This is a genomic window from Streptomyces sp. NPDC028991 (genome assembly GCF_055564775.1).
On sequence record NZ_JBVHVP010000012.1, the window covers coordinates 104,504 to 122,998 of the forward strand.

General features: G+C 71.2%; 17 protein-coding genes and 1 pseudogene. 5 read left to right on the forward strand and 13 right to left on the reverse strand.

The window, feature by feature from the left end; genetic code table 11:
- Positions 1-223: 223 nt before the first annotated feature.
- Both ACZ4V1_RS23125 and ACZ4V1_RS23130 read left to right on the forward strand, forming a co-directional pair.
- Positions 224-1,069, forward strand: coding sequence for a GntR family transcriptional regulator (locus ACZ4V1_RS23125; protein WP_468339080.1), 846 nt, complete (start codon positions 224-226; stop codon positions 1,067-1,069).
- Between the two features lie 219 nt (positions 1,070-1,288).
- Positions 1,289-2,713 carry a Gfo/Idh/MocA family protein gene (locus ACZ4V1_RS23130; RefSeq protein WP_468339082.1) on the forward strand — a complete coding sequence of 475 codons (1,425 nt, stop codon included), beginning with the start codon at positions 1,289-1,291 and terminating at the stop codon, positions 2,711-2,713.
- An 81-nt stretch (positions 2,714-2,794) separates the two neighbouring features.
- Here the strand turns inward: ACZ4V1_RS23130 and ACZ4V1_RS23135 are convergent, their stop codons facing one another.
- Positions 2,795-3,880, reverse strand: a complete 1,086-nt coding sequence (locus tag ACZ4V1_RS23135) for a GNAT family N-acetyltransferase (RefSeq protein WP_468339084.1) — start codon at positions 3,878-3,880, stop codon at positions 2,795-2,797.
- 720 nt (positions 3,881-4,600) lie between these two features.
- Positions 4,601-5,365, reverse strand: a complete 765-nt coding sequence (locus ACZ4V1_RS23140; RefSeq protein ID WP_468339086.1) for a L,D-transpeptidase family protein — start codon at positions 5,363-5,365, stop codon at positions 4,601-4,603.
- A gap of 350 nt (positions 5,366-5,715) precedes the next feature.
- Between ACZ4V1_RS23140 and ACZ4V1_RS23145 the strand changes: the two genes are divergently transcribed.
- Positions 5,716-5,919: a cold-shock protein gene (locus ACZ4V1_RS23145; protein ID WP_003978336.1), complete on the forward strand. Its 204-nt coding sequence runs from the start codon at positions 5,716-5,718 to the stop codon at positions 5,917-5,919.
- 96 nt (positions 5,920-6,015) lie between these two features.
- Here ACZ4V1_RS23145 and ACZ4V1_RS23150 read toward each other — a convergent pair whose 3' ends face one another.
- The 3 genes from ACZ4V1_RS23150 to ACZ4V1_RS23160 all read right to left on the reverse strand — a co-directional run bounded on the left by ACZ4V1_RS23150 (position 6,016) and on the right by ACZ4V1_RS23160 (position 9,087).
- On the reverse strand, positions 6,016-6,849 hold the full coding sequence (locus ACZ4V1_RS23150; protein ID WP_468339088.1) for an alpha/beta fold hydrolase: 834 nt from the start codon (positions 6,847-6,849) through the stop codon (positions 6,016-6,018).
- Positions 6,850-7,069: 220 nt separating this feature from the next.
- On the reverse strand, positions 7,070-7,885 hold the full coding sequence (locus tag ACZ4V1_RS23155; protein WP_468339090.1) for an SAM-dependent methyltransferase: 816 nt from the start codon (positions 7,883-7,885) through the stop codon (positions 7,070-7,072).
- A 245-nt stretch (positions 7,886-8,130) separates the two neighbouring features.
- Positions 8,131-9,087 carry an SMP-30/gluconolactonase/LRE family protein gene (locus ACZ4V1_RS23160; protein ID WP_468339092.1) on the reverse strand — a complete coding sequence of 319 codons (957 nt, stop codon included), beginning with the start codon at positions 9,085-9,087 and terminating at the stop codon, positions 8,131-8,133.
- 86 nt (positions 9,088-9,173) lie between these two features.
- Between ACZ4V1_RS23160 and ACZ4V1_RS23165 the strand changes: the two genes are divergently transcribed.
- On the forward strand, positions 9,174-9,611 hold the full coding sequence (locus ACZ4V1_RS23165) for an Lrp/AsnC family transcriptional regulator (protein ID WP_468339268.1): 438 nt from the start codon (positions 9,174-9,176) through the stop codon (positions 9,609-9,611).
- A gap of 105 nt (positions 9,612-9,716) precedes the next feature.
- Here ACZ4V1_RS23165 and ACZ4V1_RS23170 read toward each other — a convergent pair whose 3' ends face one another.
- From ACZ4V1_RS23170 to ACZ4V1_RS23200, 7 genes and pseudogenes are all read right to left on the reverse strand, one after another.
- Positions 9,717-10,808: an AI-2E family transporter gene (locus tag ACZ4V1_RS23170; protein WP_468339094.1), complete on the reverse strand. Its 1,092-nt coding sequence runs from the start codon at positions 10,806-10,808 to the stop codon at positions 9,717-9,719.
- 67 nt (positions 10,809-10,875) lie between these two features.
- On the reverse strand, positions 10,876-12,393 hold the full coding sequence (gene glpK, locus ACZ4V1_RS23175) for a glycerol kinase GlpK (protein WP_468339096.1): 1,518 nt from the start codon (positions 12,391-12,393) through the stop codon (positions 10,876-10,878).
- Between the two features lie 24 nt (positions 12,394-12,417).
- Entirely contained in the window at positions 12,418-13,263 is an 846-nt protein-coding gene (locus ACZ4V1_RS23180; RefSeq protein WP_468339098.1) for an MIP/aquaporin family protein, read from the reverse strand.
- Positions 13,264-13,432: 169 nt separating this feature from the next.
- Positions 13,433-14,275, reverse strand: coding sequence for an ammonia-dependent NAD(+) synthetase (gene nadE, locus ACZ4V1_RS23185; protein ID WP_468339100.1), 843 nt, complete (start codon positions 14,273-14,275; stop codon positions 13,433-13,435).
- Positions 14,276-14,385: 110 nt separating this feature from the next.
- Positions 14,386-15,783 carry a DEAD/DEAH box helicase gene (locus tag ACZ4V1_RS23190; RefSeq protein WP_468339102.1) on the reverse strand — a complete coding sequence of 466 codons (1,398 nt, stop codon included), beginning with the start codon at positions 15,781-15,783 and terminating at the stop codon, positions 14,386-14,388.
- Positions 15,784-16,030: 247 nt separating this feature from the next.
- Positions 16,031-16,298: pseudogene (locus tag ACZ4V1_RS23195) on the reverse strand (chlorophyllase); the annotation flags it as partial.
- A gap of 30 nt (positions 16,299-16,328) precedes the next feature.
- The gene (locus tag ACZ4V1_RS23200; RefSeq protein WP_468339104.1) at positions 16,329-16,739 is read right to left on the reverse strand and encodes a PGPGW domain-containing protein; all 411 of its coding nucleotides are present in this window, start codon (positions 16,737-16,739) and stop codon (positions 16,329-16,331) included.
- A gap of 324 nt (positions 16,740-17,063) precedes the next feature.
- On the opposite strand from ACZ4V1_RS23200, the gene ACZ4V1_RS23205 reads away from it, so the two are divergent.
- Positions 17,064-17,306 carry a DUF5302 domain-containing protein gene (locus ACZ4V1_RS23205; RefSeq protein WP_468339106.1) on the forward strand — a complete coding sequence of 81 codons (243 nt, stop codon included), beginning with the start codon at positions 17,064-17,066 and terminating at the stop codon, positions 17,304-17,306.
- 96 nt (positions 17,307-17,402) lie between these two features.
- Here the strand turns inward: ACZ4V1_RS23205 and ACZ4V1_RS23210 are convergent, their stop codons facing one another.
- Complete coding sequence (locus ACZ4V1_RS23210) at positions 17,403-18,362, reverse strand: methionyl-tRNA formyltransferase (protein ID WP_468339108.1); 960 nt, start codon at positions 18,360-18,362, stop codon at positions 17,403-17,405.
- Between the last annotated feature and the right edge of the window lie 133 nt (positions 18,363-18,495).

The window sequence follows — 18,495 nt, forward strand, 5'->3', positions numbered from 1 at the left end:
TGGGGCTGGGAGACCTGCGAGGGACGACAACACCTGCACTTGACCAGTAAGGGCGCCAAGGGTTTACCAGTCGGCGTTGGTTGAAGGTGGCATGGACCAATGAGGGCGTCAACCCCTCACGCAGGAGCGGCATTTGAGCCGAGTGGGAACGTGGGTGGCTGGTTCTCGATCCATGTGGACAGGTAAACTCGGTTGACCAGCGGACCAGTTATGGGAGTAGTGCATGGAGATCGACGCCGCCGCCTCCGGTGCGGTGCTCAAACGCGAGCGGGTGCGCGACGCGATCCTGGAGCTCATCGAGGAACGGAGCCCGGGGGACGCGATTCCCTCCGAGCGCGCCCTGTGTGCCGAACTCGGCGTGTCCCGCCCCACCTTGCGTGCCGCGGTCGACGAACTGGTGGTCGCCGGGCTGTTGGTGCGCGAGCACGGCCGGGGCATGTTCGTCGCCGCCGAGAAGATCACCCAGGAACTGGTATCGGACCGGCAGGCCTTCAGCCTCCCGCAGGCCGCGGGCGCCTGGACCAGCAGGATCCTGGAGGTCCGTACCCTGCCCGCGGGCGCCCGCGTGGGCCGCAAGCTGCGTATGTCGCCGGCGGCGCGGATCCACTACGTGGCCCGGCTGCGGCTGGTCGACGGCTCGCCCATGGCCATTGAGTACCTGCACGTCCCGGCCGACCTCGTCTCGGACCTGACCAGTGAGGAACTGGAGCAGGGCGACCTGTACGACCATCTGGGTGAGCGGCACTCCGTCCGGGTCCGTGAGGCCGTGCAGTCGATCGAGCCCACCGTGGTGACCCGTGCGGAGGCCGACCTGCTCGACGTGCCGGAGCTGTCCCCGGCGCTGCTCTTCGAACGCCTGACCACCGACACGTGCGGCCGTGCGGTCGAGTACGTGCACTCCCTCTACCGCGGTGACCGCTACCGCATCGTGTCCCGGCTCACCCTGGGGCCGCGCGACCAGGCCCCGCCCTCGAGCGAGGGGCACCACCCGGGCATCCCGCCGGGTGACTTCACGAACGGGGACCCCGTCACGCTCTCGACGCGCGGAGTCGTGCAGGACGGTATGTGACGGACCCTCGGTGCGCGGAAATGCTCGGAACGGCTTTGTATCGAGCACATATTGACATGCAACGGTCGAGCACGCAGAGTCTTGCCCCGAAAGTGTTCGACAGCTCGACCGGTCGACTGCTCGTCCGTTCGACCACGCTCCGCCGTGCTCGACAACGCCCGACCGCGCCCGACCGCGCCCCGCCCGTGATGCCGACCGCCCACGAGGAGTGTTGCCGTCATGTCCGAAACGCCCGCTGTCTCACGCCGACTGCTCCTGGGCTCGGCCGTCGCCACCGGCGCCGTCGCGGCCGGGATGACCGCGTCGGCCCCGTCCGCGTCGGCGGCGGCCGGGCAGGCGCCCCGCCGCAGGCCCGGCCAGAAGTCGATGATCGGCGTGCCCTTCGACGCCCGCAGAACCGTCCGTGTCGGAGTCATCGGCCTCGGCAACCGCGGTGGAGGCATGATCGCCGGCTGGGCGGCCGTGCCCGGCTGCACCGTGGCCGCCGTCTGCGACATCCGCGCCGACCGTGCGAAACGTGCCGCGGACCGCCTGGAGAGCAAGGGCAGCCCCCGCCCCGCCGAGTACGGCGGCTCCGCCGACTCCTACGCCCGGATGCTCCGGCGGGACGACATCGACCTGGTGTACATCGCGACACCGTGGGAGTTCCACCACGAACACGGCCGGGCGGCGCTGCTCAGCGGCAAGCACGCCCTGGTGGAGCTCCCCATCGCGACGGAACTGCGTCAGCTGTGGGACCTCGTCGACACCTCCGAGCGCACCCGCAGGCACCTGCTCCTGTCCGAGAACTGCAACTACGGCCGCAACGAACTGGCCATGCTCAAGGGCGCGCACGACGGCCTTTTCGGCGACATCACCAACGGCCACGGCGGCTACCTGCACGACCTGCGTGAACTCCTCTTCTCCGACACCTACTACACCGACTCCTGGCGGCGCCTGTGGCACACCCGCAGCACCGCGTCCTTCTACCCCATGCACGGGCTGGCCCCGATCGCGGCGGCCATGGACGTCAACCGCGGCGACCGCATGACCACGCTGCGCGCCACCGCGACCGCCCCGAGGGGACTGGCCGACTACCGTGCGCGCTTCGTGCCGAGGGACCACCCGTCCTGGAAGGAGACCTACATCAACGGTGACCTGGTCACCTGCATGATCGAAACCGCGAAGGGCAGGACGATCCGGGCGGAGCACGACGTGAGCTCGCCCCGCCCGTACAGCCGGATCAACACCCTCGCCGGCAGCCGGGGAATCGTGGAGGACTACACGGGGCCCTCCCCGACCGGCGCCCGGATCTACGTCGAACCGGACCACAGCGGCCACTCCTGGCGCGATTTCGAGGGGTACCGCAAGGAGTACGACCACTGGCTGTGGCAGAAGGTCGGCGACGACGCCGCCAACAACGGCGGCCATGGCGGCATGGACTACGTCCTGCAGTGGCGCACCGTCCAGCTGATGCGAGCGGGGCTGGTGCCGGACATCGACGTGTACGACTCGGCCGCCTGGTGCTCGCCCGTCCCGCTGAGCGTCACGTCGCTGGCCAAGGGCGGCCGCCCCGTCGAGATCCCCGACTTCACCCGTGGTGACTGGCGTGAGCGCAGGCCCGGACTCGACTCGACGCCCACCGACATGCCGCCCGTCGGCTGACCGCGCACGGACGGCACGGGTCCGCCGCTCCACCGTGAGCGGCCGCGGCGGGACGTCCGGCGTACGCCGGACGATGCGGTGTCAGCGGTCGCGCACCCGGCCCAGCTCCTCCAGGGTCCGGGCGGCGGTGCGGGCCAGCCCCGGTCGGTCGCGTACGAATCGGCGGGCGGCTCGTACCGGTTCCCGGCCCAGCCGGTACAGGACGCCGCCCGGCCCCGGGCGTACCACGGCGCCGGCGTGCACCCTCAGATCACGCGTCTTGAACGACTCCTTGTAGCGCGCCGGCCCGCTGCCCAGGTCGACCAGCTCGATCCCGTCGGCGGCAGCCGCCTCCAGCATCCGCAGTAACAGCAGGACCCCGGGTGAGTACTTGCCGTACGCGCGGTCGTACGCCGGGAACCACCAGGACAGGACCGTGGCGGAGCGCAGGCCGAAGTGGGCGGCCACGGGCCGGCCGGCGGCGTAGAGCACGGACAGCACTCCTCGGCACTCCGGGTCGTCGCTCCGGGCGAGCAGTTCCACGAGCCGGGTGATCCACGCCTGCGCGAACCGGTCCCGCCGGCCCGTCCGCCGGTACTGGGCGGACTTCCACCGCATGAGCGCGCGCAACGCCCCGGGGTCCGGGTCGTCGTACACGAAGCGCACCTCGCCGACCCGACGGACGAGTCTGCGCTCCTTGGCGAGCGTCTGTTTGAGGAAGCCGGGCGAATTCCTGCGCAGGCTTCCCTCGTACGGCCCGAATCCGTCACCGAGGTCGACCGCGGGGGAGGCCAGTGCCTCGGTCGCGTGGGGCAGGAACAGATCCTGGCCGGTCTCCAGATTGTCGAACTCCCAGGACGACAGGGCGCAGGCCCGCAGCAGCGCACGGGCATCGAGGCGTACGCCCCCGCGCAGCACGATGCCCTGGCTGTCCGACACCCCGAGTCCGATGGCCCGCCCGCGCCCCGCGAGGCCCCGCTCGTGCGGAAAATACCCGACCGGGAAGCCGTCCTCCCGCAGCACCGCGACCGCGGCCTGCGGCCTCACCAGGCCTACGGCCCCGGTGAACGCCGGATCAAGGAACGGATTCGCCGGGGCTCCGGAAGCGGCCCTGATCTGCCGCCAGATCTTCCGGTCGTCCGCGCCGAGCTCACCCGGCGCGACCACGTCTATGCGTTTTCCGGACATTCGCCCGCCTCCTGCGTCATCGGAATTCCGGACACACGAAGGCCTGCTGGACACCGCGGTGCGGCGGGGCAGTACTCAGGCCGCGCGGCGCAGGCCTTGTCGTACCGCGGTTGCTCAGCAGCGAATCGACTGCGGTCCCGGTGCGGCTCGGGCGCCGCCGTGCGCTCCCGGTCCGCCCGTAGGTCCTCGCGGGCGAAGGTCCGCGCCGCCCTGCCACGCGGCGCGTCCCGGCGCCGGGACGCAGGCGGCCGCGACGCCGTCGGCCCCGGCCGCCGCCGCGGCCCTCGGCGACCGGACGGCGACATGCCGGAGCGCCGGACCCTCTTCGCACGGGCCCGGATCCCCGGCCTCCTCGACCGTCACCGTCACCGTCACCGACACCCCCGCCGTGTCCCGGTCCGGATCCGGCTCAGCGAATCCCGGTGGCCGGAGGGCCACGACGCACAGCAGTGCCCATGTCAGCAGAACTGCCGCCGCTGCCCGTCGACGCCGCACTGTCGGACTCCTGACCTGCGTCCCGGCCGGGGGCTGACATAACGGGCCGACACTGGACCAGTCCCCCGAATCCGCCCAGTCGTGCCTCCAGTAGGCCGAGCGCGGCCCGCCCAGTCAAGCCCGCGTGGCACGAACCGGTACGCCCCGGCTCGGCCGGGGGACGCAGTGCTCCGTTGCCGTTTCGCACCGGGTGTCTAAGGCGAGTGGACGCCCGCCGGGGGCGTGTTACCGGGTCAGGACCGGCTCGGGGCCCATGACGACGACCGGCTCCTTGTCCGGGTCCAGGGCGTTGAGCAGCGCGCGCATGTGCTCCTCGCTCAGGGACACGCAGGCGTTGGTCGGCCCGTCGTGGTCCACGTGGATCCAGACGCCGCCGCCCTTGTCCTCGCCCAGCGGGCGGGTCTTGTCCAGGGGGGTGGTGCCGGGCACCCGGTTGTAGTCGATGGCGATCACGTAGTCGAAGGAACCCTCCAGCGGCTCGCCGAGGTGCCCGGTGCCCGACACGGCGAACTCCGGATCCTGGTCGTAGGGGAGCCGGCTCCCCGGGTCGGGCAGCCGGCCCCCGGCGTCACTGAGGCGGAAGACGCCGATGGGTGTGTGCAGGTCGCCCGCCTCGTGGTCGTCGGTCCAGCCGCGCAGGCCGTTGTGGGCGGGCCAGGGACCGGCGACGGCACGCCAGCCCTGTGCGGGGTACCGCTCGTAGAGCACCGCCTGGGCCTCGTACGAACTCTCCGTCGCGCCCGACACCACCAGCGCCTGCCGGGAGGCGTCGGGGACCCGGGCGCGCATCGCCGGTCCGAGCCCGGGAAGGGGGCGGGGAAAGGAGCGCGGGGGAGCGGGCCGGGGGGATGCCGGGGCCGACGCGGATCTGCCGGGCGGCCGCGATTCCTGCGAGGAGGCGCCCGACTGGTGCTGGGCGCAGCCGGTCGCCGTCACGCCGGTGCACATGACAGCGCCGATCACCAGGGCCAGCGCTTTCCTGACGGTCATATCGATCTCCGACTCCGTGTGTGGACTACTCATAGCTAGACCACTTGCGGAACCGGGTGGTGCGGCCGCCTCGCCGTCTCCCCCGTATGGCGCAGGGAAGTGAGGACGACCGGGATGTGACGTCGCTCCGGCACGCCGTCACGGCCACGGCCGGCAACATCGTTGCCGCTCACACCCCTTACTCACTGGTGAGGCTCGGACATGCCGTGTAGCGTCAGCAGCAGATGTCGTGGTTCGCCCAGACCGCCCGCGCCGGAGTGCGGGCGGTTTGCTGTGCAATGCCGGAGGACCAGGACGACCACCTCCGGGTTCGCACGGTGCGGATCCGATATCGGCTGAAAGGCAAAGGCATGGCCAGCGGAACCGTCAAGTGGTTCAACTCTGAAAAGGGCTTCGGCTTCATCGCGCAGGACGGCGGCGGTCCCGACGTCTTCGCGCACTACTCCAACATCAACGCCCAGGGCTACCGCGAGCTGCAGGAAGGCCAGGCCGTCACCTTCGACATCACCCAGGGCCAGAAGGGCCCGCAGGCGGAGAACATCACCCCCGCCTGACCGGGGGACCGCCGAACGGGGCACGGTGCCCGGGAGCCGATCGGTTCCCGGGCACCGTGCCCCGGTGTCCGTGGTGACGTGCGCGCGCCGCGGCCGTCAGGGAACGGGCCGCAGGAAGGCGAGCAGCGCGGCGGTCAGTTCGGAGGGCGCGTCCTCCTGGACGAGATGGCCCGCGTGGGCGATCGGCTCCCACCGGGCGCCCGGGACGGCGGCGGCGAGTTCACGGCCCTTCGCCACGGGGATCCACGTATCGTCCTCGCCCCAGCAGATGAGCGTGGGGACGGCGATACCGGAGTACCGGTCCTGGATCTCGTCGGTGTGACGCTGGTCGGCCTGGGCGATCTGCCGGTAGAAGGCTGGCTGACCCGACTCGCCCAGCCAGGGCTCGACGAGCCGGTCCAGCACCGCGGGATGCAGCCCCGGACCGCTGGCGGACGTGATGTACTCACGGACCAGAGCCCGGTGGAGCGCGGGCGGCAGTTCCTCGAACACCTCCGCGTGGTCACCGACCAGCCGGAAGAACGGTGACCCCCACGGCGCCACCGCGACCGGATCGACCAGGGCGAGGGCCCGGTAGCCGACGCCGTGCAGCAGGTGGGCGCGCAGCGCGACGGCGCCGCCGAAGTCGTGGGCGACCACGAGAGGCTCCGGCAGGCCCCAGTGGCCCAGCAGTTCGGTGAAGACCCGGCCCTGGGCGGCCAGCGACACGTCCTGGCCCGCGTACTTCTCCGACATCCCGTAGCCGGGCATGTCCCAGACGAACACCTGATGGTCACGCGCCAGCGAGCGGGCCACCGCACGCCACACGTACGAGGAGAACGGCGTGCCGTGCAGCAGGACCAGCGGTGGCCGGTCCGCTCCGCCGAGCCGGTTCCAGCGGACGTCCCCGGAGCTGCTGGGGAACGTCTCGGGCAACGGCCATCCGGGCATGGGCACCGCTCCTTCGGTCGGGTTCCGGTCAAGTTCCGGTCGGGTTCCGGTCGGGTTCCGGCCGGGTCGGCCGGGCGCCGGTGAGAGCGGCGCACCGCCCCCGGCCTGTCGTGGGCGGCCACGGACGGCGTCACCGGGAGCCGCCCGTCGACTACGTCGACCCTCCGGGCGGTGAGTGCCCCGTCGGCCGGATTCGGCGATGCCGTCCGCGGTCCTGGCGTCACGGCTTGCGGGCGAGGCCCCCGTGTTCGCCGATGAGCTCGGGGGCGGCGGAGCCGGCTTCCGGACGCCAGCGGGTGACCGGGACGACCCCGGGGTCCACGAGCTCCAGGCCGTCGAAGTACGCCGTGATCTGATCGACGGTGCGCAGGATGTAGGGAGCGGCGCCGCTCTCGTTGTAGGCGTCCTGGGCCCGGTCGAATTCCGGATCGATCCCTCGCGAGCCGTCGTTGACGGAGAGATAGCTGCCGGACGGAAGCGCGTCCATCAGCCGGGTGACGATGGAGCGTGCCTGGTCGTAGTCCGCCACGTGCCCCAGGATGTTGCTGAGGATCAGGGCGACGGGCCGGTCGAAGTCCAGCGTCTTGGCGGCGTCCCTCAGGACGCTGTCGGGGTCGAGCACGTCGGAGTCGATGTAGGCGGTCGCGCCCTCGGGGGTGGAGTAGAGCAGCGCGCGGGCGTGGGCGAGGACCATCGGATCGTTGTCGACGTAGACGATCCGGGTCTCGGGGGCGATGCGCTGGGCGACCTCATGGGTGTTGTCGGCGGTCGGCAGACCGGTCCCGATGTCGAGGAACTGCCGGACACCCGCCTCGGCGACCAGGTACGTGATGTTGCGGCGCAGGAAGGCGCGGCTGCTGCGGGCGATGGTCACGATGCCGGGGAACACGGTGGTGTACGCGTCGCCGGCCTCCTCGTCGACCGGGTAGTTGTCCTTCCCGCCCAGCCAGTAGTTCCAGATCCGGGCCGAATGCGGCACCGAGGTGTCGATCTTCTGGTGGGCCGCGGTGCCGGGTGTGGTCACAGGGTCGCTCATGGGTACGGTCCGTCTTTCAGCCGAGGCATGGGTGCTTCATCACAACCTACGTCGCAACGGCCTTTTCCTGTACACCGGTTCACCGCTTCGCAGCCGGCTCGGCCGCCCGTGGTCGCCTTCCGTCACCTGCCGTGAGCTGTCCGGGCACGGCTTTCGGGGCTCGCCCCGTTCGCGGCAGGGGTGTCCGGTGGCACCGTCCCGTCCGGTTCCGCCGCTGGAACGGTTCGCATGGGGCACCCACCGGCTCACCCGCGACGAGGGTGCCACGGAGCACCGTCCGGACCGGACGGGCTCTGGAGACGCGGCGCGCCCGTCACCGACATCACCAGTGAGTACAGGGATGTGGTTGCCGTGATGAACAGGCGGTTGTTCTTCGGGCCGCCGAAGGCGATGTTGGAGACGGGCTCGGGCACCCGCAGCCGGCCGATGAGGGTGCCGTCGGGGTCGTAGCAGTGGACACCGTCGTCCAGCGCGGCGGCCCACAGGCGGCCCTCGTCGTCGAAGCGGATGTTGTCGAAGTGCACCTCGCCCCCGGCCTCGGCGAAGACCTTCCCGCCGGCCAGCGCGCCGTCCTCGCGGACGTCGAACACGTGGATCCGGGCGGCCCGGGAATCGGAGACGAACAGCCGCTTCTCGTCCGGGGACAGGATGACGCCGTTGGGCCCGTCGAAGCCGTCGGCGGCCAGCCGCACGTCCCCCGACGCCGGGTCGATCCGGTACACGTTGCGGGCGCCGATCTCGGACTCGGCGCGATGGCCCTCGTAATCGCTGGTGATGCCGAAGTCCGGGTCGGAGAACCAGATCGTGCCGTCGGAGCGCACGACCGAGTCGTTGGGGCTGTTGAGCCGTTTGCCGTCGTAGCGATCGGCGAGGACGGTGACGGTCCCGTCGGGTTCGGTGCGGGTGACGCGGCGGTTGCCCTGTTCGCAGGTGACCAGGCGGCCCTGCCGGTCGAGGGTGTTGCCGTTGCTGTGGCCGGCCCGGGTGCGGAAGACGCCGACGGTGCCGGTGGCCTCGTCCCAGCGCAGGATGCGGTCGTTGGGAATGTCGCTCCAGACGAGCTGGCGCCAGGCGGGGACGTACAGCGGGCCCTCGGCCCAGCGGCAGCCGTCGTGCAGGACCTCCAGCCTGCTGTCACCGTTGGCGCAGCGTCCGGTGCGGAAGCGGTCGTCCAGGATCTCGTACGGGCCGTCGGTGGACATGGTGTCCTCTCAGCAGGTAGTGATCAGGATGACATTCAACGTAGCATGCAGATAACCGAATCAGATACGGTCATTCCATGAAGTCAGTGGATGAGATCGACCGTCGCCTGCTCGCATTGCTCCAGCGGGACGCGACCCGGCCGTACGCCGCGCTGGGCAGGGAGGTCGGCCTGTCGGCGGGCGCCGCCCACGAGCGCGTCCGCAAGCTGCGCGAACAGGGCGTCATCAGGGCCACCACGGTCGACGTCGACCCCGAGGCGATCGACCGCGGGGTCCTCGCCTTCGTGCTGGTCGACTCCACGGCGTGGATGGGCGACCGGGCCGAGGACTTCGCCGCCCTGCCGGAGATCCAGGAGGCGCACGTCATCGCGGGCAGCGCCGCCGTCCTGGTCAAGGTGCGCACGGCCACGACCGAGCGGCTCCAGGACGTGCTGCGCCGCCTCTACGCGATCGACGGGGTCAGCGGCACCCAGGCGACGGTGGTGCTCGAGACGTTCTTCGAACGGCCGCTGGACGCCGGTTAGCGGCCTGGCCCCTTCCCGACGGGAGGTGGGGCCGGCCCCGACCGCCTACCGGAAGGCGCACGGTGCGGACGCGGCGCCGTCCGGCGGGGCGGGCCGTCCCGCCCCTCAGGCGTCGGCGGTGGCGGGCTCCTCCGGTGGGTCGGCGAGCTGCTCGCGGACGTAGTTCCAGACCACCGCGATCAGCGCGGCGACCGGTACGGCGAGCAGACTGCCCACGATTCCGGCGAGGCTGCCGCCGAGTGTCACCGCCAGCAGAATCACCGCCGCGTGTAGACCGAGCCCGCGGCTCTGGATGATGGGCTGGAACACGTTGCCCTCCAGCTGCTGCACCACGACGATGATCGCCAGTACGATCAGCGCGTCCGTGAGACCGTTCGACACCAGAGCGATGAGCACCGCGACGAAGCCCGCGAACAGGGCACCCACGATGGGCACGAACGCGGACACGAACGTCAGCACCGCCAGGGGCAGTACCAGTGGCACACCCAGGATCCACAGTCCGATGCCGATGAAGACGGCGTCGAGCAGACCCACGAGCGCCTGTGCGCGGACGAAGGACCCCAGCGTCTCCCAACTGCGCAGGGCGACGGCCGGCACGTCGGCCGCGAGCCGGCCGGGCAGCTGGCGGGTGAGCCAAGGCAGGAACCGGGGCCCGTCCTTGAGGAAGAAGAACATCAGGAAGACGCCCAGGACCGCGGTGATCAGACCGTTGACCACGGTGCTCAGACCTGTGGCCACGGTGGTGACCACGCTGCCGACGCTGTCCTGGACGCGTGCCATCGCGGAGTCGAGCGCGCCGGTGATCTGGTCGTCGCCGATGTTCAGCGGCGGCCCCGCGGCCCAGTCGCGCAGCCGCTCGATGCCTTCCACCACGCCGTCGGTCAACTCGTCGGTCTGGGAGGACATCGGCACCGCGATCAGCGCCACGATGCCCGTGACGGCCAGGAGGAACGCCACGGTCACCACCGCCGCGGCCAGGGCGGGACGCCACCCGTGCCGTCGCAGGAAGCGGGCCGCGGGCCAGGTCAGCGTGGTCAGGAGCAGACCGACTATCAGCGGCCACACGACCGACCACATGCGGCCGAGGAGCCACAAGACCACTGCGAGCATGACGAATATGAGCAGCAGTTCGGCAGAGGTGCGCGCGGTGGTGCGGAGCGCGTCGCGGGTCCTCGCGGAACTCAATCTGGCAGACATGTGGATCACCTTATGGCGACGCCTGCTGCCCTCCGCGCTCGAGTCCTCCCTCCTGGGCGAAGCCGGTTCAGGGGACCTTGACCCAGTCCAGGGTGCGCTCCACCGCCGACTTCCACCCCGCGTACCCTTGCGCGCGCCGGTCCTCGGACCACTGGGGTTCCCAGCGCCTGGACTCGTGCCAGTGAGTGCGCAGTTCATCGGTGTCCCGCCAGAACCCCGTGGCCAGTCCCGCCGCGTAGGCCGCGCCGAGTGCGGTGGTCTCCGCGACGACGGGGCGGCTCACCGGTACGCCGAGGACGTCGGCCTGGATCTGCATGCAGAGGTCGTTGGCGGTGACACCCCCGTCGACCTTGAGCACGTCGAGATGGACCCCGGAGTCCTGTTCCATGGCTTCCACGACGTCGCGGCTCTGGTAGCAGATGGCTTCCAGGGTCGCCCGTGCCAGGTGCGCGTTGTCGTTGTACCGGGCCAGGCCGACGATGGCGCCGCGGGCGTCGGAACGCCAGTAGGGGGCGAACAGGCCCGAGAAGGCGGGTACGAAGTACATGCCGCCGTTGTCCTCGACGGTGCGGGCGAGGTCCTCGCTCTCGGCCGCCGTCTTGATGATCTTCATCTGGTCGCGCAGCCACTGCACCGCGGACCCCGTCACCGCGATGGAGCCCTCCAGCGCGTAGACCACCGGGCTGTCGCCGAACTGGTAGGCCACGGTGGTGAGGAGGCCGTGCTGGGACCTGACCAGTTCCGTGCCGGTGTTGAGTACCAGGAAGTTGCCGGTGCCGTAGGTGTTCTTTGCCTCGCCGGGCGCGAAGCAGACCTGTCCGACGGTGGCCGCCTGCTGGTCGCCGAGTACGCCGCCGATGGGAACGGCGGCCCGCAGCGGCCGGGAGGTCCGGGCCGCACCGTAGGCCTCCGCGTGCGACGAGGGGTTGATGGACGGCAGCATCGACCGGGGGATGCCGAAGAAGCCCAGCAGTTCGTCGTCCCAGTCGAGCGTTTCCAGGTCCATCAGCATGGTCCGGCTCGCGTTGGTCACGTCGGTGGCGTGGATGCCGCCGTCGGGGCCGCCGGTGAGGTTCCACAGGACCCAGGCGTCCGTGTTGCCGAAGAGGGCGTGACCGGCTTCCGCCGCTTCGCGCACCCCGTCGACGTTCTCCAGGATCCACTGGATCTTCCCGGCGGAGAAGTAGGTCGCCGGCGGCAGTCCGGCCTTGCGGCGGATGACGTCGCCCCGGCCCGAACGTTCGAGGCCCGCCGCGATGGCGTCGGTGCGGGTGTCCTGCCACACGATGGCGTTGTAGTAGGGGCGGCCGTTGCGGGGGTCCCAGACCACCGTGGTCTCCCGCTGGTTGGTGATGCCGATGGCCGCCAGGTCGGTCCCCGACAGTCCGCCGTAACGCAGCGCGTTCTGCATCACCGAGTTGGTGCGCTCCCAGATCTCCACCGGGTCGTGCTCCACCCATCCGGAGCGGGGGAGGATCTGGGCGTGCTCCAACTGGTGCTTCGCCACCTCGTTTCCGCCGTGGTCGAAGATCATGAATCGGGTACTGGTGGTTCCCTGGTCCACCGCGCCGATGAAGTCCGCCATGCTGTGCCGCCTCTCCGGCCGGTGTCAGTCCTCGGGCGCCGGTACGCGCCCCGGTGGCTCGGGCTCCGCCTTGGGCAGGAACCGGCCGATCAGAACCTTGTACAGGCCCGCGCCCACTACGCCACCGATCAGCGGGCCGATGATCGGTACCCAGAAGTAGAGGTTTCCGTACTGATCTCGCCAGGCTCCGCCGTAACCGGTGAGGAAGCTGGCGAGCCGGGGGCCGAAGTCGCGGGCGGGGTTGATGGCGTAGCCCGCGTTGGTGCCGAACGCCATGCCGATCGCGACCACGACCAGGCCGATGACGAAGGGTGCCAGGTTCGCGCCCGGCGGCGTGTTCAGCAGGTCCGTGAGGGCCATGATCAGCAGTAGGAGGATGGCGGTGCCGATGACCTGGTCGCGAAAGGCGCCCCACTCGTGGACCGGGAGAGCGGTGTTCCCGTTGGCGGGGAGCGTGGAGAACACGAACTGCGTCTTGATGGTGTGGCCGGGGTCGGCCTTCGCCAGCGCTTCGGTGTAGTTCCAGCGGACCAGCAGGGCGGCCACGAAGGCGCCGGCCGTCTGGGCCAGCGCGTACGGAACCACCTTGCGCCACGGGAACCCCTTGAACACGGCGAGGGCGAGGGTCACCGCGGGGTTGATGTGGGCGCCGCTCAGCCTCGCCGCCACGTAGACGCCCAGCGTGACACCGAGACCCCACGCCCAGGAGATGCTGTCGTGGTCCCCGAGGCCGCCTGCGGGATCCGTGAGGGCCCCGCCCGCGACCACTTGGGCCACCACGCCGCAGCCGAAGAGGATGAGGACCATCGTGCCGGCGAATTCGGCCGACAGTTCACCGATCAAGCCGGACCTTTTGAGCCGTTCAGCCATGGAAGCTCACCTTCCGCCGGCTTAACCGGCATCGACTGTCCAAGCCTCTCGCTCGACAGACTAGGGTGATAAGCGACAAGTCGCACCAAAAGTGCGGCCGTCTGCCCGGCCTCTCGTCGTCAGCCGGTGTGGTCCAGGGCCGGGGCGATCACGGTGAAGGCGCGGTCGGTCAGTTCGAGGGGAACGGACCAATGGGCAGCCGGCGCTTGTGGTCGGTCAGCCGGTACCGGGTGACGATCTTCTTGAAGGCCTGCTCGTCCACCGGCTTGCCCTCCAGGAAGTCGTCGATGTCCTCGTACGTGACTCCGAGGGCGTCCTCGTCGGCCTTGCCGGGGTCGAGGGTCTCCAGGTCGGCCGTCGGGACCTTCCGCACCAGTTCGGCGGGCGCGCCCAGCATGTCCGCGACGGCGCGCACGCGGCGCTTGGTGAGACCGGTCAGCGGGACCAGGTCGGCGGCACCGTCCCCGAACTTGGTGAAGAAGCCGGAGACCGCCTCGGCGGCGTGGTCGGTGCCCACGACCAGGCCGTCGTGCGCGCCGGCCACGGCGTACTGGGCGATCATGCGCTGCCTGGCCTTGACGTTCCCCTGTACGAAGTCCTGGTGCCGGGCGTCGCGGAAGGTCACACCGCCGGCGACCAGTGCCTCGAGCGCGGCGTCGCTGGCCGGCTTGATGTCCACCGTCAGCACGTGGTCGGCCTTGATGAAGGAGAGCGCGAGCTGGGCGTCGCGCTCGTCGGCCTGGACCCCGTGAGGCAGCCGCATCGCGTGGAAACTCGCCTCGTGCCCCTCGGCCCGCGCCCGCTCGACGGCGAGCTGGCACAGCCGGCCCGCGGTGGTCGAGTCGACACCGCCGCTGATGCCGAGCACGAGAGAGCGCAGACCGGTGGAGGTCAGCCGCTCGGCAAGGAAGGCCACTCGGCGTTCGATCTCCCGTTCGGCATCGAAGGTCTCCGCGACCTCCAGTTCCCGGGCGATCTCCAGTTGCAGGGCGATGGCCGCCGGCTCGCTCAATTCCGCTCCTCGTCCGACTCACAGGGGGCCTTCTCAGCGGGCCTCCCACGGGTGCTTCCCGCCCACCCTACCCAGGGGCGCTCACCCGCCCCGGCCGGGCCCGACCCGGGTCAGCGGCCCCTGCGCACCCGGGCCGCCGCGCGGGCTTCCGCGGCCTTGCGGGCCTCGGCGGTCTTGCGGGACTCCTTCGCGGGTCGGCCCGAACGGACGCCGAGGCCTCGGAAGGGGGCGTTGCCGCCACCGGTCCGCGGCCCGGTGGGCGGGCGCTTCGCGCCGGTGATGGTGGTCAGCTGCTGTTCCCCGGAGCGCACCGCGGTGACGGTCGGCCGGATTCCCGCGTCGGACATCATCCGGTTCACCTCGCGCCGCTGGTCGGGAGTGACCAGGGTGACCACGCTCCCGGACTGCCCGGCGCGCGCCGTGCGCCCGCCGCGATGCAGGTAGTCCTTGGCGTCGGCCGGCGGATCGACGTTGACGACGAGGTCGAGCGCGTCGACGTGGAGGCCCCGCGCCGCGACGTTGGTGGCCACCAGCACGCCGACCCGGCCCTCCACGAACTGGGCGAGCGTATGCGTGCGCTGCGGCTGCGACTTCCCGCTGTGCAGGGCGGCGGCCCGCACGCCGCTGGCCCGCAGGTGCCGGGTGAACCGGTCCACCCCGGCCTTGGTGTCCAGGAACATCAGCACCCGGCCGTCACGTGCGGCGATCTCGGTCGCGGTCGCGTACTTGTCGGCGGGGTGGATGGTCAGTACGTGGTGTTCCATCGTGGTGACCGAGCCCGAGGCCGGGTCGACCGACGCGACCACCGGATCGTGCAGATGGCTCCGCACCAGCTGGTCGACGTCGCGGTCGAGCGTGGCCGAGAACAGCAGCCGCTGCCCGTCGGGGGGCACTTGGTCCAGGATGCCCGTGACCTGCGGCAGGAAGCCCAGGTCGCACATCTGGTCCGCCTCGTCCAGCACCGTGATCCGCACGTCGTCGAGGTGGCAGTCACGCCGCGACACCAGGTCGGCCAGCCGCCCCGGCGTCGCGACGACCACCTCGGCCCCGCTGCGCAGCAGCGCCGCCTGCCGGTTGATCGCCAGCCCGCCGACCACCGTCGCCATTCGCACGTTCAGCGCCTGCGCGTACGGTGCCAGGGCCTCGCTCACCTGCTGTGCGAGTTCCCGCGTCGACACCATGACCAGAGCGAGCGGCCGCTTCGGCTTCGCCCGCGCGCCCGCGGTCCTGACGAGCAGGGCGAGCCCGAAGGCCAGCGTCTTGCCGGAGCCGGTCCGCGCACGGCCGAGGACGTCGCGGCCGGCCAGCGCGTCGGGCAGGGTCGCCGCCTGGATCGGGAAGGGTTCCGTCACCCCCAGGCCGGTCAGCGTCTTCAGCAGTACCGGCGGCAGCCCGAGCGCGTCGAAGGACGTGACCGGCGGCTGGTCCGCCGGCTCCGGTGGCGCCGTCGTCGGCTGGGACCTGCCGGCCCGGGAATCTCCGGTGGCCGGCGAGGGCTTCGCGTTCATGGGGGACCTTCCTGATCAGGCGCCCGGAACACGGCCGGGTCCGTACCCCTCGGTACGGACCCGGGCGCCTCGAAGCGTGGACCCAGTTTACCAGCGGGCTCCGGGAGGCCCGGGGCCCCGGGCCTCCCGGGGACCTCGCGCCGGACAGCGCCCCGCGTCGTACCGGAGGCGTGAGGACGCGGCCCCCGCGGCGGCCACGCCGACCCCTGGTGCCTGGTGCCTGGTGCCTGGTCCGCGCCGGGCCCGCCTACCTGGCCTGGACCCGTCCGAAGGGGTCGGGCCCGGTCGTCAGTTCGTCACGCGCCGCCCGCCAGGCGGGGTGCCCGGGGTACAGCGCGCTGCGCAGGCAGGCCCAGGTGAGCCGATGGACCGCGGCCACCCGCTCGGGGCTCTCGTCCGCGGTCTCCGCGACGCCGCGGCCGGCGACCCCGCCGAGTCCGTGCTCCGCGTCGAACAGGGGCACCAGGGTCCCTGGGCCCGGGGGACAGGACGTAGAGATCGGCGTGCCACTTCGGTGCCGTCCTCCGGAACGCTGTCCCGTTTCGTCAACGGCCGTCACGCGCGGCTTGGACGCGGCGGTGACTCCAGACGAGCAGGGCGAACAGAACGCAGCCGGAAACGATCAGACTCGCCCCGGTCGTCCAGCCGGAGTACGGCACCCGGGGGACGAGCCCCCACACCACGCCCGCGCCGACGAGGAAGAGGCCGGCCAGGACCGAGCCGGCGATACGCCAAGGCGAGGAGACACTCTCCTCGGCCGCGCGCATCGCCTGTCCGCGCAGCGGAGCGACGAACCGGTCCAGTGCCGGGATGGCACGCGACAGCAGCACCACCCCGGCGAACACCAGCAGCAGACCCGGTCCCGGCAGCACCAGCAGGGCTGCGCCGATCACGACCAGTACGGCGCCGAGGGAGCCCAGGACGGCTCGCCGGATCGAATCGACACTGCGCGCCATGCCGCCCCGCCTTCCTGCGTCCGGCAAGAACTCCGGTTCCGTCGGACTGCCCACCTTAGGCAGGGCGCCGAGGCACAGGCGATTCCACGCGCCCCGCCTGCGACGCGACAGTCCCCCGGCCCCGCCCGAGCCGGACCCGCCCGCGCTGACGAGGGCGGAGCCGCGGCGCGGTGGTGCCGAGCGCCGATCCCCGCGGCGACCGCGTCCACGCCGGGGTCGCGGCGCGCCCGGCCGCCGCCGTGCGTCCTCCGGGGACGGGCGGTACCCCGGACGGTGGTCGGCATGACAAGCTGTGGTCCTGTTGTCCGAACCCAGGAGGTCACCATGGCTGCAGAGTCTTCATCGCAAGCAGGTTCGGAGCCGACCGACGTCGAGAGCCCTGCCGTGACGCCCGACGAGAACGGTCAGTACGACCTGAAGGGCAAGTTCCGGGAGGCTCTGGAGCGCAAGCGCGGCAGGCAGGCGGAGGCCGCGGCCCTCGCCGGGCACACCGACGCGTCGAAGATCCGCGGCGCACACGGTCCGGCCGCGAGCCAGCGGTCGTTCCGGCGCAAGAGCGGTGGCTGAACGGTTGAACCGGCCGCCCCGTAGGCGGCGGAAGAGCATGTGAGTGAGGGCCCTGCCGCGTCTGCCGGCCGGGCCCTCACCGGTGTTCGCCCCGGCTCACCCGTCCGGGGAGGGGTGGCTGGTCAGATAGCCGCCCATGGAGGTGAAGTACTCCGCCGCGGACAGCTCCCGTCCGTCCTCGGTCCGTACGCGCGTGATGGAGAGGCCCCGGTTGCGGCCGGTGCGCGCGTCGGCTCCGGCGACGATCACCACGCCGTCGCCCTCGCGGTAGAAGACGCGGCCGGGCGTACCGCCGTAGCGGCCCTGCGAAACGACGGCGGCGAGGACCTCGAGCCGCTTTCCCTTGTGGAAGGTGAAGGCGCTGGGGTACGGGTCGGACTGGGCGCGGACCAGGCGCTCCAGATCCCGTGCCGGCCAGCTCCAGTCGATGCGGATGTCCTCGGCGGAGCGCTTGTGGAAGAAGCTCGCCCGGGACCGGTCCTGCTTGGTGAACTCCGTCTGGCCCGCGGCGATGAGGCCGAGGGCGCCGATGGTCACCGGGGCGATGAGGTCCACCGTCTTGTGGAAGAGGTCGGTGGCGGTGTCCGTCGGTCCGACCGGCACCGCCTCCTGCCGGACGATGTCGCCGGCGTCGAGTTCGTCGTTCATCATGTGCGCGGTGACGCCCACTTCGGTCTCACCGTTGATCAGGGCCCAGATCAGCGGTGAGAATCCGGCGTACTTCGGCAGCAGCGAGTCGTGGACGTTGAGCGTGCCGCGGTGCGGGAGGCCGAAGATGCGCGGGGGGATCCACGTCCGCCAGTTGTTGGCCACGATGACGTCCGGGTCGGCTTCCTTGAGGCGCTCGAACAGCTCGTCGTCGTCCGGGCGGTTGCGGATCAGGACCGGCACGCCGTGCTCTTCGGCGAGGTCCGCGACGGAGTCGCTCCAGATCTTCTCGTACGCGTGCTCGCTCTTGGGGTGCGTCACGACCAGCACCACGTCGTGTTCGGAGTCCAGGAGGGCTTGCAGGGTCCGGTGCCCCCAGGTCTGGTAACCGAACATGACGACCCGCATGGGGGTTCCTCCTCAAGGCAGGGGACGGCCCAGCAACTAAAGCAAGGCTTACCTTAGTGTGCAACAGCCTTGCGCAACACCCTGGTTGGCGAACGCGTCGTGCCGCGTCGCCCTATCGACAGCTTCGCGGCAT